Genomic DNA, 22103 nt, shown 5'->3' on the forward strand with positions numbered 1-22103 from the left:
TGATCCAGTTGGCGGCGAACATTCCGAAAAAAGCCGCGCAGGGCGCGGACACAAACGCACAGTGTAGAAACTTTGCCAAGCCGGCGTCTATAACGGATCGGCCCCGGCGGCTATAATATCGGCGCTTTGGGGACCTGCTTCTCAGGTCCTGCCACCCAACCGACGAAAACCCGGAGCCCGGAATGAACCAGGACCAACTGAAACAGGCCGTGGCCAAGGCCGCCGTCGACTACATCGCGCCGCGGTTGAGCCGCGACAGTGTGGTGGGTGTGGGCACCGGCAGCACCGCCAATTTCTTCATCGACCTGCTGGCGAAGCTGAAAATGGAGTTCGACGGCGCCGTCGCCAGCTCCGAGGCCACCGCCGAACGTCTCCGCAGCCACGGTATCACCGTCTATGAACTCAACAGCGCACCGGAGCTGGAGTTCTACGTGGACGGCGCCGATGAGGTCAACGAGCGCCTGGAAATGATCAAGGGCGGGGGCGCCGCCCTGACCCGGGAGAAAATCGTCGCGGCAGTCGCCGGTACCTTTATCTGCATTGCCGACGAATCCAAGAAAGTGGATATCCTCGGCAAGTTCCCCCTGCCGGTGGAAGTCATCCCCATGGCCCGCAGCCACGTCGGCCGCGAGATCGTCAAACTGGGCGGCGACCCGGTCTACCGGGAAGGCGTGACCACTGACAACGGCAACATCATCATCGACATCCACAATATGGACCTGTCGCGCCCCATCCAGGTGGAGGAACGCCTCAACCAGGTCGTGGGCGTGGTCACCAACGGCCTCTTTGCCCGTCGCCCGGCGGACCTGCTCTTATTGGGTACCAGCGACGGCGTCAAGAGTTTCAAGCGGCCGGCCTGAGGTGACAAACCAAGCGCTTGCTTGGTAACCGTTTTTCGGCAACACTGGCTCCTCTCACCTTGCCGGAGGACGTATCGCCGTGTCTGATTACTTCAACGACACCCATGAGCAGGCCCGCCTCAGCGCCCGCCGCTTTATCGAAACCCACGTGCTGCCCCATATCCAGGATTGGGAGGAAGCCGGCGAGTTCCCCCGCAAGCTCTACCGCCAGGCCGGCGCCGATGGCCTGCTTGGGATCGGCTTCCCGGAAGCCCTGGGGGGCACCGGCGAGGGCGACGTCTTCCTCAAGGTGGCGGTGAGCGAAGAGCTGATGCGTTCCACCTCCGGCGGTCTGGTGGCCAGCCTGGGCTCCCTGGATATCGGCCTGCCGCCGGTGGCCAAATGGGCCAAGCCCCACATCCGCGACGCCATAGTGCCGCCGGTGCTGCGGGGCGAGAAGATTGCCGCCCTGGCGGTAACCGAACCCGGCGGCGGCTCCGATGTGGCCAACCTCAGGACCCGGGCGGTGCGGGACGGCGATCATTATGTCGTCAACGGCAGCAAGACCTTCATCACCAGTGGCCACCGCGCCGACCATTACACGGTGGCGGTGCGCACCGGCAGCGAGGGCCACAGCGGCATCAGCCTGCTGCTGATCGACCGCGACATGCCGGGGTTATCCACCGGTAAAAAGCTGCGCAAGATGGGCTGGTGGGCCAGCGACACCGCCGAGCTCTTCTTCGAGGACTGCCGGGTACCGGCCGACCGGCTGATCGGCGCGGAGAACGCCGGCTTCATCGCCATCATGAGCAACTTCCTGTCCGAGCGGCTGATGCTGGCCATCATGGCCTACATGACCGCCGAGCTGGCGCTGGAGGCTTCACTGGCCTACGCCCGCGAACGCCAGGCCTTCGGCCGGCCCATCGGCGGCTTCCAGGTCACCCGCCACAAGCTGGTGGAGATGGCCACCCAGGTGGATGTGGCCCGTGAATACACCTACCGCGCCGCCGCCCTGATGCAGGCCGGCAAGAACCCGGTCAAGCAGGTGGCCATGGCCAAGAACTTCGCCACCGAGGTCTGTGAAGCGGTGACCCGGGAGGCGGTGCAGATCCACGGCGGCATGGGCTACATGCGGGAGTCGGTCGTGGAGCGGCTCTACCGCGACGGCAAGATACTCTCGATCGGTGGTGGTACCACCGAGATTATGAAGGAGCTGATTGGCAAGCAGATGGGGCTCTGAATCCAACTGAAGCACTTGCCTATCGCTTCCTAAACAGCGCTCGGCCGGCCGTGTCACCAATGGGAGGGGTTGTTCCAGACACGCCCGTAAATACCCCTTCGGGGTCCGGCCAGCAATCGCAGATTGCTGTCGTTCGGCTGCGCATGAAGCGATGCTTCATAGACGCTTGCCTCACCCCTGTAGGGCTCGGGCGCAGCCATCCCTGGCTGCTCACGGTCTGGAACAACCCATCCCATCAGCGACACTCATATTGGTGCAGTCCTCCGCACTTTTCCCTTCGTCAAATTTGGCGAAATATCTCCTTTCAGGTCTCGCGAGTGTCAAATTATCTTTCGGACTGCTCGATGCATGCAGGTCGGGCTGGCGGAGGCCTTTCTCAGACCGTGAGTGGCCAGGGATGGCCACGCCCGAGCCTTACATGGACGTACTTGCAGGCGTGTCTGGGAAAGGCCTCCGCCAGCCTGACCCGGCACCATACCCAAACAGCCTTCTCTCAGTGCCGAACCCCAACGATGGTTTAGTTTCGAACAGCACCGGAACCCCGTATAATTGCGCCCACTTTTTAAACGCAGTTTCACGGACCATCGATAAGGAACCCTCATGAACTTTGATCATATCCCCGCTGGCAAGAACCCGCCGGATGACATCTACGTGGCCATCGAGATTCCGGCCAACAGCTCCCCGGTCAAGTACGAGATCGACAAGGACATGGGCGCCCTGCTGGTGGACCGTTTCATGGCCACCCCGATGTTCTACCCGGCCAACTATGGCTTCATTCCCCACACCCTGGCGGACGACGGCGACCCGCTGGATGTGCTGGTGGTCACCCCCTACCCGGTCCAGGCCGGTTCGGTGATCCGTTGCCGCCCGGTGGGTGTGCTGAACATGGAAGACGAGGCCGGCGGCGACGCCAAGCTGGTGGCCGTGCCCCACGACAAGCTCACCAAGGCCTACCAGAACATCAAGGACATCGAGGACCTGCCCCAGCTGCTGCGGGACCAGATCCAGCATTTCTTCGAGAACTACAAGACCCTGGAGCCCGGCAAGTGGGTCAAGGTCCAGGGCTGGGACAACGCCGCTGCTGCCCGCAAGGCCATCGAGGACTCGGTTGCCAACTACGGCAAATAAGCCTGCACCATAAAAAAGGCCGGACGGGGCAACCCCTCCGGCCTTTTTTGTGCCTTGGAGCCATCAGCCCCGGGACAGAAGCTGCCTCAGATCGCTGATCGCGGAATTAGCCCGCGAGATATAGGCCGCCATGGTCAGCGAATGGTTGGCCAGCACGCCGTAGCCACTGCCATTGAGGATCATCGGGCTCCACATCTCACCCTGGGTGCCCTCCAGCTCGATAATGACCTGGTGGACACTGGCCATGGCGTTCTTGTCGTTCAGCACCTTGCGGAAGTCCACCTCGATGGCGCGGAACAGATGGAGCAGGGCCCAACCGGTGCCCCGGGCCTCATAGAAAATATTGTCGATCTGGGTCCAGGGCGTCTGCACCTCCGCCACCGCATCCACGGACACGCCCTCCGGACCGGACTCGGCGATGGCACCGCTTAGCGATGGCTTGCCCACACTCTCACCGAGGGCGCGGGACAGGCTACCCAGGCGGGTTTCCAGATCCGCCAGCCAGCTGTTGAGGTTGTCGGCCCGGGCGAAGAAGCGCGCGTCCGGCTGGTCCGGCTGCGACAGGCGGTCACGATAACGCTTGAGGGCGTCGATGCCGCGACGATACTCGGTTTCGGTGGACGGCAGCGCCCAGCTGCCACTGTCGAAGTTGAACTGGGGCTCCGCGATCACCAGGTCCTTGTCTTCCGAGGACTGGCTCTGGGACCGGCTGATGTCCTGGCGCATGGCCCGGGTCATGTCCCTCAGCTGAACCACAACACCGAACTCCCAGCTGGGAATGTTGTCCAGCCAGACTCCCGGCGGCAGCAGGTCGTTGGAGAGATAGCCGCCGGGCTTTTCCAGCAGGGTCTCGGCCAGGCGGATGAGGGTGCTGGTGGTGGCGAAGCCAGTCACCGGCTCGCGGTTCATCTGCTCGGCCACCTGCCGGGTGTGTTCCCGCACCGAGAAGGTCTCGGGTTCATCGCTCCAGTAAATGCCCAGAATGATGGTGACCAGCAGGTAGAGCAGCAGTAGGGCCACCACCACCTTGGCGGTGCGGCCGCCGCCGGTGAAATCCTCGACATCATCCTTGCGATCGCGAAAGAAACCTTTGACACGGCTCAACATAGTCAACTTACCCCGTATTGCAGCCGGCGGCGCCCCGGGTAAGCCGGACGCCAGCGGTGCGGTGGTGAAATTCAGTGATCTGCCCGGCCACGGCCCGGCCATGGACAGAAATCAGCGTATTACGATGACGCAAAGCCCGGGTGACTGCAATCGGACCGGTCACAGCGGCCCGTGATCACCAGCCAGGGGTTCGGGCCGGCCCAAATGGTAACCGGCGGCGCCGTCGATACCCAGGGTCCGCAAGAGCTGCCACTCGGCGGCCGTCTCCACCCCGGAGACGAACACCCTGACGCCCCGGCTGCGGGCAATCGCCACAATGGACTCCAGGTAGAAGCGATTGTCGTCGTGACGCGGCAGGTCGTGGACAAAGCTCTGGTCGATACGCAGGGCCTGGAAAGGCAGATTTCTGAGGTAACTGAAGGGCACACCACCGACGCCGAAACCGTCCACCAGGACCTCCACCCTTTGGCGACGCAGCTGGTCTACCAGCCGCCGCGCCGAATCGTGATGGTGATGCACGGCGTGCTCCTGGATGCCAATCGTCAGACGTCGGGAGACAGGGCCGGCCTCTGCCAGCCGGCTGATAAAGGCGGCGTGGAAGTCCGGGTCCGCCACCGAACTGTTGCCCAGCGTCATCACCAGGCGCTCATCGGGGCGACGCACCAGTGCGGCCAATACCAGCTCGATCACGATCAGATCCAGTCGCGGCATGAGGCCGAAACGTTCGGCCCAAGGCGCGAATACACCGCCCCTACGCCAGTCACCCTCGATCAGCAGTCGGGAGGTCACCTGACCGGCCAGCTCCGCCTCATCCGCCGGTGCCACCACAGGCTGAAGCCAGATCTGGACCTGGCGGTTTGCCAGAGCGGCCGTCAACTCACGGCGCCAGCGATCGGCACCGGCCCGGCCACCGGCATCCTGATCCGCCTCCCGACAGCTGCTGGTTTCGGACATCTGGGCCTGGCGCAACGCCTGGTCGGCGGCGGCCAGCAGGGATCTGGCGTCAAGCCCCGTGGCGGCCTGGGCCAGGCCGGCGTGAACCGCCGCTTGCAGAGGCTCGATCAGGTCTGCGTAGTCGCCATCCAGATTCGCGACCAGTTCCCGGGCCCATGGCATGGCGTCCGCCATAGCAACGCCCGGCAGGAAAACCGCAAACTCCGCCCCGGCCCGGCGGCCGGCGAAAGCCCGGGCGTGGTTGAGGGCGAATTCGTTGAGCCGCTCCGCCAGCCTGATCAGCACCTGGTCCGCCTGTTCCCGGCCGGCCCGGCGGTTGAACTCCTGAAAGCCGGCGAACTGGATCAGCATCAGCACACCGGTGGCCTCGGCCTCCCGGCTCTCCACTGCCACCTTGACGCGCTGGTCGAACGCGCGACGGCTCACCAGCCCGGTAACGCTGTCTTCGTTGTTGAGACGCCGCAAGTGCTGGATCAGCTTGGCCTGGCCCTCAAACAGCTGACCCAGGTCGTCCGCCATCTGGTTCATGGCCCCGGCAACCCGACTCAGCTCACGGGTTGCCCCCGGTGCCACCCGACGCCGGAAATCCCGACGACCCATGGCCTCGGCCTGACCTTCCAGATCCCGCAGGGGACGCAGAAGACGGGTGAGGAGCAGATAGAGCACCAGCAGCGCCACGCCACCGATCAGCATGGAGCCGGTGACGATGGCCCAGGAGATCCGCCACAGGTCCCTGTAGGCCCGGCCCGGATCGCTGGTGACGGTCACCACTCCCAGACGCTGCCAGCCCCGGACCACCTCGGCCCGCTGGGACGTGATAGGAAGGCTCGCCAGGGAACGGAACCAGCCGGGCACCGGCAGGTCATCCAGGCTGGCGGTACGCTGAACCACCAGGTCACCGGTGATGTCGTGATATTGAATGCGAAGGTAGCGGCCGCTGTCGAAAGTGGCATCAATCAGGGTGGCGGCGGCGACGGGGTCGCGGCCGTCGATCGCATTGGAGAGGGACAGGCCCACCGCAGTGGCGGCATCCTGGGCGTGGGCCCGCAGCTGGTCGGCAATATAGTCACGGAAGCGGTCAAAACTGACGCTGACACTGACCAGCAGGAGCAGCAGCACCAGCGCCCCGGTATAGCCCAGCAACAGGGCCCTGAGACTGATCTTGCGGGTAGGGTCGGAGTTCCGGTCTGCTCGCATCCCTGCCACACCCCCGAACGGTGGATTCCGGCCTGGCCGGGCTGCCCCGACACCGGCTTTGGCCAGAGTTGACAAACATTTACACAGCTTCACCTACGCCGACAACTTTAAACACTATAGACTCTGGAAACGGACTAGTGTTGTTAAAAAAAGAAGGCAGCCCGGAGCCCCATGAACGACGAAAGCCAGAAAGACAAACTCAGACAGCATTTTGCCCGGAGAGTCACCACCCAGGCCCGGGTTGTGCTGGACACCTGGCAGAAACTGCGGGCTCACATGGAAGAGTCACCGGCCTTCCGCGAGGATCTCATTGCCGCCACCGAAAAACTGGTGCGCTACGCCCAGCGTTTCGAGATGGACAAGCACGCCAGCGCCGGCCAGCATCTGCTGGAGGCCCTGGCCCGTTGGCCTGCCGGCACCACGCCCGATGCCGAGCAGGTCCAGGTGCTGGAGACGGCCGTCGAGGAGCTGGGTCAAAGCACCCTGCGCCGGGCCGACCAGGACCTCACCGAAACGCCCCGCACCTACCGCCGCACCCCGGTCTATGTCGCCATCAGCAATATGGAAATGGCGACGCGGCTGATCAAACAGCTGGAATTCTTCGGTTTCCGCGCCTCCGCCTTCGAGAACCCGGAGGCACTGATGGACGCCTGCGCCCTCCACAAGCCGGAAACCATCCTGATGGACGTCAACTTCGGCGGCGCCCTCAACGAGGGGATCGCCACCGTTGAGCGCCTTCAGGAGCGCCACGACACTCCCATTCCCATTGTCTTCATGAGTGACGAGGACGGCACCATCGAGACCCGTCTGCGGGCCTCCCGATGCGGGGGTGAGGAGTTCTTCTACCCGGCGGTGGACCCGGGCCAACTGATCGAGAAGATCGAGACCTACACCCACGGCAACACCGTGGAGCCCTACAAGGTGCTGGTGCTGGACGATTCCCGGGCCCAGGCCAAGTTCATGGAAACCGTGCTCAAGAAAGCCGGCATGACCGCCCATATCATCACCGACCCCATGCAGATCATCACTGCGCTGGAATCGTTTGCCCCGGAAATCATCATCCTCGACATGTACATGCCCGGCTGCACCGGCATGGAGATCGCCCGGGTCATCCGCCAACAGGACCGTTTCCACAGTGTGCCCATCATCTACCTGTCGGCGGAGGATGACGTCACCAAGCAGCTTCACGCCATGAGCCTTGGGGGTGACGACTTCCTCACCAAGCCCATCGATCCCAAGCACCTGATCGCCACCATCCACAACCGGGGACGACGGGCCCGTTCGCTGCTGGCGCTGATGATCCGCGACAGCCTCACCGGCCTGTTCAACCACACCCATACCCTGTACCTGCTGGACCAGGAAATCGTCAAGGCCCGCCAGAAGGGGCACACCCTGTGCTTCGCGATGCTGGATATCGACTACTTCAAGAAGGTCAACGACACCTTTGGCCATCCCATCGGCGACCGGGTACTGCGCAGCCTGTCCATGTTCCTCAAACAGCGCCTGCGCAAGACCGACCATATCGGTCGCTACGGCGGCGAGGAGTTTGCCATTATCCTGCCGGACACCCGGGAGAGCGATGCCCGGGCGGTGCTGAACGAAATCCGCGAGCGCTTCTCCGAGCTCCAGCAGCCTGCCGGTGACCGTGAATTCACCGTCACCTTCAGTGCCGGCGTGGCCTGCTGGGATGGCGAAAACTCCCAGCGCCTGTGCGAGCGCGCCGACCGCGCCCTTTACAACGCCAAGGCCCAGGGCCGCAACTGCGTGATTGCCAGCGAGGACTGAGCCCGGCCAGGGTGGCAACCAGCGCTCCCAACCCGGCTCTTCATCCCCCCCACCATCCACCACTCCCGCGAACCGGCCCCATGGTCGGTTTTGTCGTTATGAAACCAACGTCTTATGGACGCCGCCCGCCGGCTCTCGGACAATGGGCTCTCGCATCCGGACCGACTAAGGTCTGATGTCAAAAAGTGTTGAATTGAAATGCTTTAGACCGCAGGATGAAGGGAAAATGTCGCTAATATCGGCGATCCTGTTTCAGACCACCGGAAGGTAGTGAACCTGCATGGCCACCATTCTTGTGCTTCATGGCCCCAACCTCAACATGCTTGGCGTCCGCGAGCCGGATGTCTACGGCCATGAATCCCTGGCGGACATCAACGAGCGCCTCCAGCGCCAGGCCGCCGACCACGGCCACCACCTGCTTCACCTGCAGTCCAATGCCGAATACGAGCTCATTGACCGGGTGCATGAGGCCAGATCCGAGGGTGTGGACTATATTCTGATCAATCCGGCCGCCTTCACCCACACCAGCGTGGCCCTGCGGGACGCTTTGCTGGCGTCCGGCATCGCGTTTATCGAGGTGCATCTTTCGAACGTGCATGCCCGGGAGGCGTTCCGGCATCACTCCTATTTTTCCGACATCGCTGAGGGCGTCATTTGCGGCCTTGGCAGTCTTGGCTACGACCTGGCCCTGCAGGCGGCGCTGACACGACTCAACCGATAAGAGACCAACGGGACTCAATTATGGACATTCGAAAAATCAAGAAACTGATCGAGCTGATCGAGGAATCCGATGTTGAAGAGCTCGAGATCTGCGAGGGTGACGACTCGGTCCGCATCTCCCGCCGTCGCGAGCAGCCTTCCGGTGGCATGATGATGTCCCATTATCCTCAGCAGCAGTACTCGGCCCCGGCCCAGCAGGCGCCGGCGGAGTCCTCCGACAAGCCGGCGGAGAAGCCAACGCCCAGCGGCCATACCATCAAGTCGCCCATGGTTGGCACCTATTACGAGGCGCCGTCGCCTACCGCCAAGGCTTTCGTGGAAGTGGGTCAGAGCGTCAAGGCCGGCGATGTGGTCTGCATCGTGGAAGCGATGAAGATGATGAACCAGATCGAGGCCGACAAGAGCGGTACCGTGACCGAAATCCTGGTGGAGAACGGCCAGCCGGTCGAGTTCGACCAGCCCCTGATGATCATTTCCTGAGCGTAGCTAACCCATGGCCATGATTGAGAAAGTACTGATCGCCAACCGGGGCGAGATCGCGCTCCGGATACTGCGCGCCTGCAAAGAGCTGGGCATCCGTACCGTCGCAGTCCATTCCCAGGTTGACCGGGAACTGATGCACGTTCGCCTGGCGGACGAGTCCGTGTGCATCGGCCCCAACAGCGCCACCGACAGTTACCTGAACGTGCCGGCCATCATCAGCGCCGCGGAAGTGACCGACTCGGTGGGCATCCACCCCGGCTACGGCTTCCTCGCGGAAAACGCTGATTTCGCCGAACAGGTGGAAAAGTCCGGCTTCCGGTTCATCGGGCCCAAGGCCGACACCATCCGCCTGATGGGCAACAAGGTCTCCGCCATCAACGCCATGGTGAAGGCCGGCGTGCCCACCGTGCCCGGCTCCGACGGCCCCATCACCAACGACGACGAGAAGACCCTGGCGGTGGCCCGCAAGATCGGCTACCCGGTCATCATCAAGGCCGCTTCCGGCGGCGGTGGTCGCGGCATGCAGGTGGTGCACTCCGAAGCCGCCCTGCTCAAGGCCATCCAGATCACCCAGAGCGAGGCCCGCAACGCCTTCGGCGACGAGACCGTGTACCTGGAAAAATACCTGGAACGGCCGCGCCATGTGGAGGTCCAGGTGCTGGCGGACACCCACGGCAACGTCATCCACCTGGGCGACCGGGACTGTTCCATGCAGCGCCGACATCAGAAGGTGCTGGAAGAGGCTCCGGCCCCCAACATCGACCCCGAGGCCCGGGAGAAGACCCTCAAGGCCTGCGTCGATGCCTGCAAGGAAATCGGCTATGTCGGCGCCGGAACCTTCGAGTTCCTCTACCAGGACGGCGGCTTCTACTTCATCGAGATGAACACCCGGGTCCAGGTGGAGCATCCGGTGTCGGAGATGGTCACCGGCGTGGACATCGTGCGGGAGCAGCTGCGGATCGCCAGCGGCATGCCGCTGCTGTACAAGCAGGAGGACATCAAGATTTCCGGCCACGCCATGGAATGCCGGATCAACGCCGAGGATCCCCAGACCTTCATCCCGAGCCCGGGCCACGTCAAGCAGTTCCACGCTCCTGGCGGCAACGGCGTGCGGGTGGACTCCCACATGTACAGCGGCTACACGGTGCCGCCCTACTATGACTCCCTGGTGGGCAAACTCATCACCTGGGGTGACGACCGCGAGATCGCCCGGCGGCGCATGAAGAACGCCCTCGACGAGCTGGTGGTGGAGGGCATCAAGACCAACCAGGCCCTGCACCGGCGGCTGGTACGTGACGGCGGCTTCAAACAGGTCGACTTCACCATCCACTACCTGGAAAAACTGCTTAAGGAATAACATGCCCTGGATTCAGCTGCGGATTCCCGCTGACTCGGACACCGCCGATCAGCTCGAGGATCTGCTCATGGCCCTGGGGGCCGACGCCGTGTCCATGGAAGATGCCGCCGACGAACCATTGTTCGAGCCCGACCCGGGCACCACGCCCCTGTGGCAGGCGACCCGGGTCACCGGACTGTTCGATGCCGGCCGGGACATAGAGCAGCTGTGCAGCGAGATCCGCGACGCCTGGCACCAGCAGACCCAGCAGTCGCTGGCGGAGATCGACATCGAGCTGGTCGAGGACAAGGACTGGGCCCGAGCCTGGATGGAGGACTTCAAACCCCTGAAGTTCGGCGAACGGCTGTGGATCGTACCCAGCTGGCACGAACCGCCCGACCCGGACGCCGCCAACCTGTCCCTGGACCCCGGTCTCGCCTTCGGCACCGGCACCCACGCCACCACCGCCATGTGCCTGGAATGGCTCGATGAGCACCCCATCGCCGGCCGTCAGGTCATCGACTACGGCTGCGGCTCCGGCATTCTGGGGCTGGCCGCGCTGCTGCTCGACGCCCGTCACGTCATTGGTGTGGACACCGACCCCCAGGCGCTGGAGGCCAGTCGCGACAACGCCCGTCGCAATGGTGTGCCGGACGACCGACTGGATCTTTACCTGCCCGGCGAGGAGCCCGAACTCCAGGCCGACGTGATGCTGGCCAACATCCTGGCACAACCGCTGATCATGCTGGCGCCCAAGCTGGCGGCCAAGGTCCTGCCCCGGGGCGACCTGGTGCTGTCCGGCATTCTTGCCCATCAGGCCCGCGAGGTGATGGCCGCCTATGAACCCTGGTTTGTAATGGATGAGCCCGAGCAGCGCGATGAGTGGATACGGCTCACAGGACGGCGTCGAGACAGGTGACGAAGCTGCATGGAGCGACTAAACTCCGGGACTCATGGCACCGCCCCTTCACAGGAATAAAGGATGACCGACACCACCCTGCTGACCCGCTGTCCTCATTGTGATACCCGTTTCCGGGTCACCGATGAGCAGCTTGGTATTGCCAAAGGCAAAGTGCGCTGCGGCAGCTGCATGGAGGTGTTCAATGCCATCGACAACCGCGAGCCGGAAAAGCAGGAAGGCCCGGCCAAACCGGCGGACGTAAAAACGTCCACGCCGCCACCGTCCTGGTCCGAGGCCGAAGACCAGGACCTGGCCGGTGAAGAGGACTTCGTGTTCCAGGACAATCCGGAGGAAGACGCCGTCGCCGGTCGCTATGCCGGCAGCAAGACCACCTTCTCCGACGACGAACTCAGCGACAGTTTCCGCGCCTTCGACGAGAAATCCTCCGGGGGTTTCGGCGACGACAGCGAGGTGGAACAGACTGACGAGTCCATCGATGAAAGTTGGGCCGAGGCCATGCTGACCGAAGAGCGCCCCCGCTCCGGGGAACCCGAGCCGACCGCCACCCCCAGAGGGGGGACGGATTCCCGGGCGGCGAAGGAGCCCGCGCCCAGGCCGGAGCCCCCCAAAAAACCGGCGCCCGAGCCAGAGCCCGAACCCGAAACCGAACAGCCGGCGGCGCCCCGCTTCAGCATGGCGCCGGATCCGAATCAGGATCGGCTGGAGGACACGGCCGCAGGCTGGAACCTGGGTCCGGACTCCGGTCTGGCGGCCGAGCGCCCGGCCGCTGAGCCCTACCACAATCTGCGCTACGAGCCCATTGAGGTGACCGGCTCCGGGTCCGGCAGCTGGCTGCGCAAAAGCGTCTGGACCCTGGTTGTGCTGGCCCTGGTGGGCCTGCTGGTGTCCCAGCTGGCCTACTTCCAGTTCGAACGCCTGTCGGCGGTACCGGAGTTGCGTCCCTTCTACGAGCAGGCCTGCGAGCTGGCCGGCTGCGAGCTGGAACCGCTGGTGGCCATCGACAAGATCCAGAGCCGCAAACTGGTGGTGCGCACCGCGCCGGACGACCGCAATTCACTGATCGTGGACGCGGTCATCATCAATGAGGCGGAGTTCGCCCAGCCCTTCCCGGCGATCGGCCTGACCTTTTCCAATCTCAACGGCGACGTGGTGGCCCAGAGCCTGTTCGCCCCCGAGGACTACCTGGCCGGCGAGGCCCTCGAGCTGGAATCCATGCCGTCGCAGACGCCCATCCGCATCGCCATCAACATCCGTGACCCGGGCCGTGACGCGGTCAACTACAACATCAGTTTCCTGCCGCGGGAGCCCTGAGACGCGGCCGTAAAAGACTGCCACACGGGCAAAAGTCAACCAACCAGCACGAAAAATAATCAACTTTTTCCGCCAGATTCCTCTTCAATACCGGTGCCCCCGGCGGTATCATTGTCGCCCCCTGTCATCTGGTGATCATATTTCAACCAGTTGCAATCCGGAATGAAACCATGCTGCCGACGGCGACTATCGGGCCCTACAGGCTCCCCAATCCGCTGATCGTCGCGCCCATGGCCGGCGTGACCGACCGCCCTTTCCGCCTGCTTTGCCGGCGCCTGGGGGCGGGTCTGGCGGTGTCTGAAATGGTCATCGCCGACAGCAGCCTCTGGCACACCCGCAAGTCCCGGCTCCGCCTGGACCACAACGGCGAACCGGAGCCACGCTCCGTACAGATCGCCGGTGGCGATGCCGAAATGCTGGCCAACGCGGCCCGGATGAACGCCGAACATGGCGCCCAGATCATCGACATCAACATGGGCTGCCCGGCCAAGAAGGTCTGCAACAAGGCCGCCGGATCCGCCCTGATACGTGACGAAGCCCTGGTGGGCGAGATTCTCGACGCGGTGGTGGCGGCGGTGGATGTGCCGGTCACCCTGAAGATGCGCACCGGCTGGGATCAGGACAACCGCAATGCGGTGACCATCGCCCGCATGGCGGAGGCCGCCGGCATCCAGGCGCTGGCGGTACACGGTCGCACCCGGGCGGACGCCTACCGCGGCGAGGCGGAGTACGACACCATTGCCGAGGTCAAGTCCCGGGTCGGCATACCGGTGTTCGCCAACGGCGACATCACGTCGCCCCAGGTGGCGAAACAGGTGCTGGCCCACACCGGGGCCGACGGTCTGCTGATCGGTCGCGCCGCCCAGGGCAGCCCCTGGATATTCCGGGAAATACTGCATTTCCTGGAAACCGGCCAGACCCTGGCCGCACCCGCGCTGGACGAGGTGGAACAGATACTCAGCGAGCATCTGGACGCCCTGCATGACTTCTACGGCGAGGTCATGGGACCGCGTATCGCGCGCAAGCACGTGGGCTGGTATCTGCAGGCCCACGACCCGGACAAGCAGTTTCGCAGACGCTTCAACGCCATCGAATGCGCGCGGGAGCAGAAAGACAGCATTCAACAGTACTTTGCAGGCTTACGAAATGGAGAGGTATTCGCAGCATGACCGCTGAGACACTGGCAAACGACAACACCGCCCAACCGGCAAACGACGAGCTTCACCAGCTCCAGACCGTCAACAGCAGCGGCAATACCGTCACCCTGCGTGACAGCGTCGAAGTCGCCCTGAAGAACTACTTTGCCCAGCTCGACGGCGCGCCGGTCACGGAAGTCTATCAACTGGTCCTGTCCGAGGTGGAAGCGCCCCTGCTGGAGCAGGTCATGAAGTACACCCGCAACAACCAGACCAAGGCATCCACCATGCTGGGTCTGAACCGCGGCACCCTGCGCAAGAAGCTCAAGCAGTACGGTTTGCTCTGATCGGGCAATCCCAGGAGGGCCTCCCGGACACCGTCTGCGAGGCCTTTATTCGTTCATACCCAGCGAAAAACGGACCCCATGGCAAATCAGGCAAACACCCCAGTACGCCGTGCACTGATCAGTGTTTCTGACAAGACCGGCATCGTCGACTTCGCCCGCCAGCTCACCGAACAGGGCGTGGCGCTCCTGTCCACCGGCGGCACCTTCCGCCTTTTGCGGGAAAACAGCATTGCGGTTACCGAAGTGAGTGACCACACCGGCTTCCCCGAAATGATGGACGGCCGGGTCAAGACCCTGCACCCCAAGATCCACGGCGGCATTCTCGGCCGGCGCGGCACCGACGACGCGGTCATGGCCGAACACGGCATCGACCCCATCGACATGGTGGTGGTCAACCTCTATCCCTTCGAGGCCACCGTCGCCAATCCGGACTGTGCCCTGGCCACCGCCATCGAGAACATCGATATCGGGGGCCCCACCATGGTCCGGGCAGCCGCCAAGAACCATGCCGACGTGGCCATCGTGGTGAACGCGGCCGACTATGACCGTGTCATCAGGGAACTGGCCGACAACAAGGGCGCGCTCAGTCACGCCACCCGCTTCGACCTGGCGGTGCGGGCGTTCGAGCACACGGCGGGATACGACGGCGCCATTGCCAACTACCTGGGCGGCCGCACCGCCGACAATGACAACGTTGACTTCCCCCGCACCTTCAACAGCCAGTTTGTGAAAGTGCAGGACATGCGTTACGGCGAGAACCCGCACCAGCGCGCTGCCTTCTATGCCGAGCGTCATCCCCGGGAAGCCAGCGTCGCCACCGCCCGCCAGCTGCAGGGCAAGGCGCTGTCCTACAACAACGTCGCCGACACCGACGCTGCGCTTGAATGCGTCAAACCCTTCGCAGACCCGGCCTGTGTCATCGTCAAGCACGCCAACCCCTGCGGTGTGGCCATCGGCGCCGACATCCGCCAGGCCTACGACCTGGCCTTCGCCACCGACCCCACCTCGGCCTTTGGCGGCATCATTGCCTTCAACCGGGAGCTGGACGCCGACACCGCCCGCGCGATCGTCGAGCGCCAGTTCGTGGAAGTGATCATCGCCCCCACGGTGGCCCCGGAGGCGGCTGAACTGGTGGCCGCCAAGAAGAATGTGCGGCTGCTGGCCTGCGGTGACTTCACCGGTGAGCGTGCCCGCAGCATGGACTTCAAGCGGGTCACCGGCGGCCTGCTGGTGCAGGACCGGGATCTGGGCATGGTGGCCATGGCGGACGTCAAAGTGGTCACCGAGCGCCAGCCCACCGAGGCGGAGCTGAACGATCTGCTGTTCGCCTGGGAGGTGGCCAAGTACGTCAAGTCCAACGCCATCGTCTACGCCCGCGCCGGCCGCACCATCGGTATCGGCGCCGGCCAGATGAGCCGGGTCTACAGCGCCCGCATCGCCGGCATCAAGGCCGCCGACGAGGGTCTGGAAGTGAAGGGCTCGGTGATGTCCTCCGACGCCTTCTTCCCGTTCCGGGACGGCATCGACGCTGCCGCCGCCGCCGGTATCACCGCGGTGATCCAGCCCGGTGGCTCCATGCGGGACCAGGAAGTCATCGACGCCGCCAACGAGCACGGCATTGCCATGGTGTTCACCGGCATGCGCCATTTCCGTCACTGAGCCTGCAGCAGAGGAAGACCGACATGAACATCCTGATCATCGGCAGTGGTGGGCGTGAGCACGCCCTGGCCTGGAAAGCCGCCCAGTCGCCCCAGGCCGACCGGGTCTTCGTGGCACCGGGGAACGCCGGCACCGCCCGCGAACCCGGCCTGGAGAATGTTGCCATCGATGTGATGGACATCCAGGGCCTGGCGGACTTTGCCGCCACCCACGATGTGGGCCTGACGATCGTGGGTCCAGAGGCGCCGCTGGTGGCCGGCATCGTCGATCACTTCCGCAGCCGGAAGCTGCGGGTGTTCGGCCCCAGCAAGGGCGCTGCCCAGCTGGAGGGCTCAAAGGCCTTCACCAAGGACTTCCTGGCACGCCACAGGATTCCCACCGCCGGCTACGGCAACTTCACCGATGTGGATGCCGCGCTGGCCTATGTCCGTGAACGGGGCGCGCCCATCGTGGTCAAGGCCGATGGCCTGGCCGCCGGCAAGGGTGTGATCGTGGCCATGACCCTGGCCGAGGCCGAGACGGCCATCCGCGACATGCTGGCCGACAACGCCTTTGGCGACGCCGGCAGCCGGGTGGTGATCGAGGAGTTCCTGGAGGGCGAGGAGGCCAGCTTCATCGTCATGGTGGACGGCAGCAACGTGCTGGCCATGGCTACCTCCCAGGACCACAAACGGGTCGGCGACGGCGATACCGGCCCCAATACCGGCGGCATGGGCGCCTACTCCCCCGCCCCGGTGGTTACCGATGCGGTCCACCAGCGCATCATGGACGAAGTGATCTACCCTACCGTCAAAGGCATGGCGGCGGAAGGCCATGAATACACCGGATTCCTCTACGCTGGCCTGATGATCGACCCCGACGGCGCTCCCAAGGTCATCGAGTTCAACTGCCGCTTCGGCGACCCGGAGACCCAGCCCATCATGCTGCGGATGCAGTCGGACCTGGTGGAGCTGTGCCAGGCCGCCATCGACGGCCGGCTGAACGAGTGCGAATCCAACTGGGACGAGCGCGCCTCGGTGGGCGTGGTGCTGGCCGCCGGCGGCTACCCCGGCAGCTACCGCAAGGGCGACGTCATTTCCGGCCTGCATGAAACCGAAACCGCAGGCGAGAAGGTGTTCCACGCCGGCACCAGCCTGAAGGGCGAGCAGGTGGTGACCAGCGGCGGCCGGGTGCTTTGTGCCACCGCCCTGGGCAGAACGGTCACCGAGGCCCAGCAGCGCGCCTACCAGGTGGCGGAGCGGATCCAGTGGCAGGGCGCCTTCTATCGCAAGGACATAGCCTATCGGGCCATCGCCCGGGAAAGCTGAAAGCCTGACGCGAACCCCTCTGCAATCCAGGGACCCGGTCATTGACCGGGTCTTTTTTTGCGCTATGGTGAGCTTCCCGCGCACTGAAGGAAAGCTCCATGATGCCCCCTCACCCGATGCTCCGGATTCTGACCCTGCTGGCCCTGCTGGTGCTGGCGGGCTGCTCCCGCCAGACCATTTACCAGACCGCGCTGGATTTCGAGCGCGGCAGGGCCGATCTGGAAGTGTCCAGCCTGCAGATTGGCGAGCTCACCATCAGTTACCTGAGCAACCCGCCCATTGCGGGCGCCGACACCCTGGTAATGCTGCACGGTTTCGGCGCCAACAAGGACAACTGGCTGCGGATGGCGGGCTATCTGACCAAAGACTACAACGTCTACGCCTTCGACCTGCCCGGCCACGGTGACAGCAGCAAACCGTTGGACATCGGCTACAGCATCGCCGACCAGGTGGCCTACGTGAACGCCATGCTGGACCAACTGGGCCTGGGCCGCGTCCATATGATGGGCAACTCCATGGGCGGTGCCATTACCGCACTCTACGCCGCCACCTATCCCGAGCGGGTGCAGAGCGCGGTGCTGTTCGATCCCGCCGGCGTCTTCGTCTACGACAGCGAACTGGTGGCGCTGGTGAAACAGGGCGAGAATCCGTTGATCGTGAAGCAGCCCGGGGATTTCGAACGCCTCGTGGACTTCGCCCTGGAGCAGGAGCCCTTCGTGCCCTGGCCCATCTACAGCGTGATGGAGGAGCGCGCCATCGCCAACCGGGAGGTCAACGAGCGCATCTTTGCGGCCATCCGGGATTCCGGCTACCAGCCCGGCTTCCGCGACGCCCTGGAGCGTATCACTGCTCCCGTACTGGTGGTCTGGGGACGGGAGGACCGCATCACCGATTACCGCAACGGCATCATTTTCGCCGAGCGCATCCCCAACGCCCGGCTTGAGGTCCTGGACGGTGTCGGCCATGCCCCGATGATTGAAATTCCCCGTCGCTCGGCCACACTGGTGCAGGAGTTTATTGAAACCGCGCCCGACTCCGGCCGGGTGACCCAGCCCTGACCGTCCTGCAAGAGAGCCCTGCCATGACCGACGCCGTCCATACCGAGATCCGGGGGCCCGTCTGCACCATCGTGCTGAACCGGCCCGAGAAACGAAACGCCGTGGACCGGCCCACCGCCACAGCCCTGCGCAATGCCTTCGAGGCCTTCGAAGCCGACGATCGGCTCAGGGTTGCGGTGCTCTGGGGTGCCGGTGGTCACTTCTGCGGTGGCGCCGACCTGGCCGCCATGAACGACCCTGACAAACGCAACGAGCTGGACGCCGAAGGCGCCGGCCCCGGCCCCATGGGCCCCACCCGCATGGCCTTTAGCAAGCCGGTCATCGCCGCGGTGTCCGGCTATGCCGTTGCCGGCGGCCTGGAACTGGCCCTGATGTGCGACCTGCGGGTGGTGGAGGCGTCGGCGGTGTTCGGGGTCTTCTGCCGGCGCTGGGGCGTGCCGCTGATCGACGGCGGTACCGTGCGGTTGCCACGGATCGTGGGCCAGAGTCACGCCCTCGACATGATCCTCACCGGCCGGCCCGTGCACTCGGACGAAGCCCTCCGTATGGGTCTGGCCAACCGGGTAGTGGCCGACGGCGAGAGCCGCGCGGCCGCCGAACAGCTGGCGGCGGACATCGCCGGCTTCCCCCAGACCTGCCTCAGGGTGGACCGGGACTCCGCCCTCTCCCAGTGGTCACTGGATCTGGCCACCGCTTTGCAGCGGGAAGGCAAAGGCGGCTTTCCGGTGGTGTTCGAGGAAGCCCTGGAAGGTGCCGACCGCTTTGCTTCCGGCGAAGGCCGGCACGGACGCTTCTGACCGGCAGGCCGCGCCGGCGCCTGCTATGCTGCCACATAAGGGTGGGTTGGCCGCAGAACCAGCCCCGCTTTTTCCAGGCTGTCGGGTGACCTGTTGTGATGACCCAGATGAGCGCGCTCCACGAGACGCGCCTCGATACGGTATTGACCACGCTCAAGGCCACCGGCGCCCGCTCGGTGCTGGACCTGGGCTGCGGCTCCGGCTCGCTGCTGCTGCGGCTGCTGGGGGAGCCCCAGTTCGAGCGCATCACCGGCCTGGAGCAGTCCGGCGCCTCCCTGGGCCAGGCCCGGCAGATGCTCGCCGGACTGCCCGGTGCCGAGCGCGTCCGTCTGATCCTGGGGTCTTACCTGGAGCCGGATCAGACTTCTGGGCTGACCGGTTTCGACATTGCGGTGATGCTGGAGACCATTGAGCATGTCCGGCCCGGGCAGCTGTCACTGGCCGAGCGCACGGTGTTCGGCTGCTACCGGCCCGGCCAGGTACTGATGACTACACCCAACCGGGAGTACAACCCCCTGTTTGACCTGGCCCCGGGCGAGCGCCGCGAACCGGATCACAAGTTCGAGTGGTGCCGGGAGCGCTTCCGGCAATGGGCCCGGGGTGTGGCGCAGCGCCAGGGCTATCAGGTAGCATTTGGCGGCATCGGCGAGCAGCACCCGGACTTTGGACAGCCAACCCAGACCGCTCTGTTCGAGCGGCTGTAGACATCATCGGGGACGGACGCCCTCAACACCGGGGCAGGCGCCCGCAAGCCCGACGCCAACATCCGCCCCAGCAGCAAAAGGCAACCCCAGGCTATGGCCGAAGCACTCTGGATCAGCTTTGCATTCTCTTTGGGCCTCGTGGTCAAACGCCTGAGTCTGCCGCCCCTGGTGGGTTACCTGGCGGCCGGTTTCATCCTCAACGGCATCCTCAGTCCGGATGCCCTGGAGCTCGCCGAAGGCAAGACCCTCGATCATATTGCCCACCTCGGCGTGTTGCTGCTGCTGTTCACTGTGGGCCTGAAGCTCAAGGTCCGCTCCATACTGCAGCCCGAGGTGATCGGTGGCAGCCTGCTGCATTTCGCCATTACCTGTGTGGTCTTCACTCCCGGCATCCACCTGCTGGCGGACCTGGACTGGCAGACCTCCCTGCTGCTGGCCATCGCGCTGTCCTTTTCCAGTACGGTACTGGCGGCCAAGGTGCTGGAGAGCAAGCGGGAGTTGCGGGCCTTCCATGGCCGGGTGGCCATCGGCATTCTGGTGATGCAGGATTTGATTGCGCTGCTGGTGATGAGTCTGGCGGCGGGCAAGAGCCCTTCCGCCTATGCCCTGGTGATCCTCGGCCTGCCGCTGCTGCGACCGCTACTCTACCGCCTGCTGGATGCCAGCGGTCACGATGAGCTGCTGGTGTTGCTGGGGCTGCTGTTGGCGCTGGTGCTGGGGGGGCTTGGCTTCGAATCGGTGGGCCTGAGTTCGGAGCTTGGCGCGCTGGTGTTTGGCGCCATGCTGGCCAACCACCCCCGCGCCGAGGAGCTTTCACGCTCGCTGTGGTCGCTCAAGGAAGTATTCCTGGTGGGCTTTTTCCTGCAGATAGGCATGGGCGGACTGCCGGACAGCGATGCCCTGGTGTTTGCCGTGGTGGCGGCGCTGGTGCTGCCGCTCAAGGGCATCCTGTTCTTCTTCCTGCTGCTGGTGTTCCGGCTGCGGGCCCGCAGCAGTTTCCTCAGCGGCCTGGCGCTGACCAACTACAGTGAGTTCGGCCTGATCGTGGCCAGCGTTGCGCTGCAGGAATGGCTGATCCCCCTGGCCATCACGGTGGCGCTGTCGTTCGTGGTGTCCGCTCCCGCCAACCGGATCGCCCACCGCCTCTACGAGCGCTGGAGCCACCGCCTGGAACCCTTCGAAAGCCAGCGCCGGCACCCGGACGAGCAGCCGGTTTCCCTGGGTGACACCGAGGTGCTGATCCTGGGTATGGGGCGCACCGGCACGGCTGCCTACGAAAAACTGCACCCTGAAAATCCCCAGACCATGGGGCTGGATTCCGACCCCGCCAAGATCGAGAAGCACAAGGCCCTGGGCCGTAACGTGCTTTTCGGGGATGCCGAGGACACCAGTTTCTGGCAGAGCCTGGAGATACCGAAGCTGAAGGCGGTGATCTTGGCGACCCACGACATCGAGGGCAAGGTGATCGCCGCCCGCAAGCTGCGTGAGCGCGGTTTTTCAGGCCAGATCGTGGCGCATACCATGTACGAGGACGATGCCGCCGCGATCAAGGCGGCCGGTGCCGACGAGGCCTATCTGACCATGGACGAGACCGGGGTGGCCCTGGCCAGCCATACCCTGGAGTACACCAGCGTGCGGGAGAGCTGAGGCGGCGCCCTCAGGTCCGCCGCCAGGCGCTCAGCTCGGCAATGGAGTGCTGGAACTTGCGGCGGGTCTCGCGGATCACGAAGGGCACATCCACCGGCGGTGCCACCATCTCGAAATGCGGCGCAAGCACCGACTTCATACCCTTTAGCACGGTCACCGGCTGGCCATCGCGCTCAAAGCCGCCGAGCCAGTTGGCCCTGGGGGTGAACTCCTCCAGCAGGGTATAGGGCGAGCTGATCACCAGGGTACCGCCTTCCGCCAGGTGCTCATGCACGGACGCCAGGAACGCACTCGGGTCCTGCAGGCGGTCGATCAGGTTACCGGCGAAGATCAGGTCATAACCGCTGTATTCGGGCCCCAGGTTGCAGGCGTCGGCCACTTCAAAACGGACCCGGGCGGCGGCCCGGTCCAGACCCAGGTCCGCCA

General features: G+C 64.5%; 20 protein-coding genes. 17 read left to right on the forward strand and 3 right to left on the reverse strand.

Annotation, left to right across the window (positions count from 1 at the left end; translation table 11 throughout):
* The first annotated feature begins 182 nt into the window (after positions 1–182).
* From rpiA to ppa, 3 genes are all read left to right on the forward strand, one after another.
* Positions 183–860, forward strand: a complete 678-nt coding sequence (gene rpiA / locus R3280_RS01725) for a ribose-5-phosphate isomerase RpiA (protein WP_318996850.1) — start codon at positions 183–185, stop codon at positions 858–860.
* Between the two features lie 79 nt (positions 861–939).
* Positions 940–2079: an acyl-CoA dehydrogenase family protein gene (locus R3280_RS01730; protein ID WP_318996851.1), complete on the forward strand. Its 1140-nt coding sequence runs from the start codon at positions 940–942 to the stop codon at positions 2077–2079.
* Positions 2080–2679: 600 nt separating this feature from the next.
* Positions 2680–3207 (forward strand): inorganic diphosphatase, encoded by a 528-nt coding sequence (ppa, locus tag R3280_RS01735; RefSeq protein ID WP_318996852.1) that lies wholly within the window; start codon positions 2680–2682, stop codon positions 3205–3207.
* A gap of 63 nt (positions 3208–3270) precedes the next feature.
* On the opposite strand, the gene R3280_RS01740 is transcribed toward ppa, so the two are convergent.
* Positions 3271–4314, reverse strand: a complete 1044-nt coding sequence (locus R3280_RS01740; protein ID WP_318996853.1) for a DUF2333 family protein — start codon at positions 4312–4314, stop codon at positions 3271–3273.
* Positions 4315–4473: 159 nt separating this feature from the next.
* A complete protein-coding gene (locus R3280_RS01745) occupies positions 4474–6465 on the reverse strand; it encodes an EAL domain-containing protein (RefSeq protein ID WP_318996854.1) in 1992 nt (663 codons plus the stop codon).
* A gap of 171 nt (positions 6466–6636) precedes the next feature.
* Between R3280_RS01745 and R3280_RS01750 the strand changes: the two genes are divergently transcribed.
* From R3280_RS01750 to R3280_RS01815, 14 genes are all read left to right on the forward strand, one after another.
* The gene (locus R3280_RS01750) at positions 6637–8250 is read left to right on the forward strand and encodes a diguanylate cyclase (RefSeq protein WP_318996855.1); all 1614 of its coding nucleotides are present in this window, start codon (positions 6637–6639) and stop codon (positions 8248–8250) included.
* Positions 8251–8530: 280 nt separating this feature from the next.
* Complete coding sequence (gene aroQ, locus R3280_RS01755; RefSeq protein WP_318996856.1) at positions 8531–8971, forward strand: type II 3-dehydroquinate dehydratase; 441 nt, start codon at positions 8531–8533, stop codon at positions 8969–8971.
* Between the two features lie 20 nt (positions 8972–8991).
* A complete protein-coding gene (accB, locus tag R3280_RS01760; RefSeq protein ID WP_318996857.1) occupies positions 8992–9450 on the forward strand; it encodes an acetyl-CoA carboxylase biotin carboxyl carrier protein in 459 nt (152 codons plus the stop codon).
* A gap of 13 nt (positions 9451–9463) precedes the next feature.
* The gene (gene accC, locus R3280_RS01765; RefSeq protein ID WP_318996858.1) at positions 9464–10810 is read left to right on the forward strand and encodes an acetyl-CoA carboxylase biotin carboxylase subunit; all 1347 of its coding nucleotides are present in this window, start codon (positions 9464–9466) and stop codon (positions 10808–10810) included.
* A 1-nt stretch (position 10811) separates the two neighbouring features.
* Positions 10812–11708 carry a 50S ribosomal protein L11 methyltransferase gene (gene prmA / locus R3280_RS01770; RefSeq protein WP_318996859.1) on the forward strand — a complete coding sequence of 299 codons (897 nt, stop codon included), beginning with the start codon at positions 10812–10814 and terminating at the stop codon, positions 11706–11708.
* 63 nt (positions 11709–11771) lie between these two features.
* Positions 11772–13022 carry a DUF3426 domain-containing protein gene (locus R3280_RS01775; RefSeq protein WP_318996860.1) on the forward strand — a complete coding sequence of 417 codons (1251 nt, stop codon included), beginning with the start codon at positions 11772–11774 and terminating at the stop codon, positions 13020–13022.
* Between the two features lie 170 nt (positions 13023–13192).
* Positions 13193–14191, forward strand: coding sequence for a tRNA dihydrouridine synthase DusB (gene dusB / locus R3280_RS01780; RefSeq protein ID WP_318996861.1), 999 nt, complete (start codon positions 13193–13195; stop codon positions 14189–14191).
* Positions 14188–14505, forward strand: a complete 318-nt coding sequence (gene fis / locus R3280_RS01785) for a DNA-binding transcriptional regulator Fis (RefSeq protein WP_318996862.1) — start codon at positions 14188–14190, stop codon at positions 14503–14505. The genes dusB and fis overlap by 4 nt, the downstream gene beginning before the upstream one ends.
* 78 nt (positions 14506–14583) lie before the next feature.
* Complete coding sequence (gene purH, locus R3280_RS01790) at positions 14584–16164, forward strand: bifunctional phosphoribosylaminoimidazolecarboxamide formyltransferase/IMP cyclohydrolase (RefSeq protein ID WP_318996863.1); 1581 nt, start codon at positions 14584–14586, stop codon at positions 16162–16164.
* Between the two features lie 23 nt (positions 16165–16187).
* Complete coding sequence (gene purD, locus R3280_RS01795; protein ID WP_318996864.1) at positions 16188–17471, forward strand: phosphoribosylamine--glycine ligase; 1284 nt, start codon at positions 16188–16190, stop codon at positions 17469–17471.
* A gap of 98 nt (positions 17472–17569) precedes the next feature.
* On the forward strand, positions 17570–18529 hold the full coding sequence (locus tag R3280_RS01800; RefSeq protein WP_318996865.1) for an alpha/beta hydrolase: 960 nt from the start codon (positions 17570–17572) through the stop codon (positions 18527–18529).
* A 23-nt stretch (positions 18530–18552) separates the two neighbouring features.
* Positions 18553–19326, forward strand: coding sequence for a crotonase/enoyl-CoA hydratase family protein (locus R3280_RS01805; protein ID WP_318996866.1), 774 nt, complete (start codon positions 18553–18555; stop codon positions 19324–19326).
* A 98-nt stretch (positions 19327–19424) separates the two neighbouring features.
* Positions 19425–20030 (forward strand): methyltransferase, encoded by a 606-nt coding sequence (locus R3280_RS01810; RefSeq protein WP_318996867.1) that lies wholly within the window; start codon positions 19425–19427, stop codon positions 20028–20030.
* A gap of 93 nt (positions 20031–20123) precedes the next feature.
* The gene (locus R3280_RS01815; protein ID WP_318996868.1) at positions 20124–21677 is read left to right on the forward strand and encodes a cation:proton antiporter family protein; all 1554 of its coding nucleotides are present in this window, start codon (positions 20124–20126) and stop codon (positions 21675–21677) included.
* 10 nt (positions 21678–21687) lie between these two features.
* Here R3280_RS01815 and R3280_RS01820 read toward each other — a convergent pair.
* The coding region (locus R3280_RS01820) for a methyltransferase domain-containing protein (RefSeq protein ID WP_318996869.1) at positions 21688–22103 on the reverse strand (416 nt) is incomplete at its 5' end.

Origin of the sequence: Marinobacter sp. (assembly GCF_033722195.1) — a bacterium.
Lineage (GTDB): Bacteria > Pseudomonadota > Gammaproteobacteria > Pseudomonadales > Oleiphilaceae > Marinobacter.

What these genes read in the sequence shown, in the direction of transcription:
- rpiA (WP_318996850.1), top strand. Translation starts at nt 183, where the DNA reads ATGAACCAGGACCAACTGAAACAGGCCGTGGCCAAGGCCGCCGTCGAC.
- ppa (WP_318996852.1), top strand. Translation starts at nt 2,680, where the DNA reads ATGAACTTTGATCATATCCCCGCTGGCAAGAACCCGCCGGATGACATC.
- R3280_RS01740 (WP_318996853.1), bottom strand. Translation starts at nt 4,314, where the DNA reads ATGTTGAGCCGTGTCAAAGGTTTCTTTCGCGATCGCAAGGATGATGTC.
- R3280_RS01745 (WP_318996854.1), bottom strand. Translation starts at nt 6,465, where the DNA reads ATGCGAGCAGACCGGAACTCCGACCCTACCCGCAAGATCAGTCTCAGG.
- R3280_RS01750 (WP_318996855.1), top strand. Translation starts at nt 6,637, where the DNA reads ATGAACGACGAAAGCCAGAAAGACAAACTCAGACAGCATTTTGCCCGG.
- aroQ (WP_318996856.1), top strand. Translation starts at nt 8,531, where the DNA reads ATGGCCACCATTCTTGTGCTTCATGGCCCCAACCTCAACATGCTTGGC.
- accB (WP_318996857.1), top strand. Translation starts at nt 8,992, where the DNA reads ATGGACATTCGAAAAATCAAGAAACTGATCGAGCTGATCGAGGAATCC.
- accC (WP_318996858.1), top strand. Translation starts at nt 9,464, where the DNA reads ATGGCCATGATTGAGAAAGTACTGATCGCCAACCGGGGCGAGATCGCG.
- prmA (WP_318996859.1), top strand. Translation starts at nt 10,812, where the DNA reads ATGCCCTGGATTCAGCTGCGGATTCCCGCTGACTCGGACACCGCCGAT.
- R3280_RS01775 (WP_318996860.1), top strand. Translation starts at nt 11,772, where the DNA reads ATGACCGACACCACCCTGCTGACCCGCTGTCCTCATTGTGATACCCGT.
- dusB (WP_318996861.1), top strand. Translation starts at nt 13,193, where the DNA reads ATGCTGCCGACGGCGACTATCGGGCCCTACAGGCTCCCCAATCCGCTG.
- fis (WP_318996862.1), top strand. Translation starts at nt 14,188, where the DNA reads ATGACCGCTGAGACACTGGCAAACGACAACACCGCCCAACCGGCAAAC.
- purH (WP_318996863.1), top strand. Translation starts at nt 14,584, where the DNA reads ATGGCAAATCAGGCAAACACCCCAGTACGCCGTGCACTGATCAGTGTT.
- purD (WP_318996864.1), top strand. Translation starts at nt 16,188, where the DNA reads ATGAACATCCTGATCATCGGCAGTGGTGGGCGTGAGCACGCCCTGGCC.
- R3280_RS01800 (WP_318996865.1), top strand. Translation starts at nt 17,570, where the DNA reads ATGATGCCCCCTCACCCGATGCTCCGGATTCTGACCCTGCTGGCCCTG.
- R3280_RS01805 (WP_318996866.1), top strand. Translation starts at nt 18,553, where the DNA reads ATGACCGACGCCGTCCATACCGAGATCCGGGGGCCCGTCTGCACCATC.
- R3280_RS01810 (WP_318996867.1), top strand. Translation starts at nt 19,425, where the DNA reads ATGACCCAGATGAGCGCGCTCCACGAGACGCGCCTCGATACGGTATTG.
- R3280_RS01815 (WP_318996868.1), top strand. Translation starts at nt 20,124, where the DNA reads ATGGCCGAAGCACTCTGGATCAGCTTTGCATTCTCTTTGGGCCTCGTG.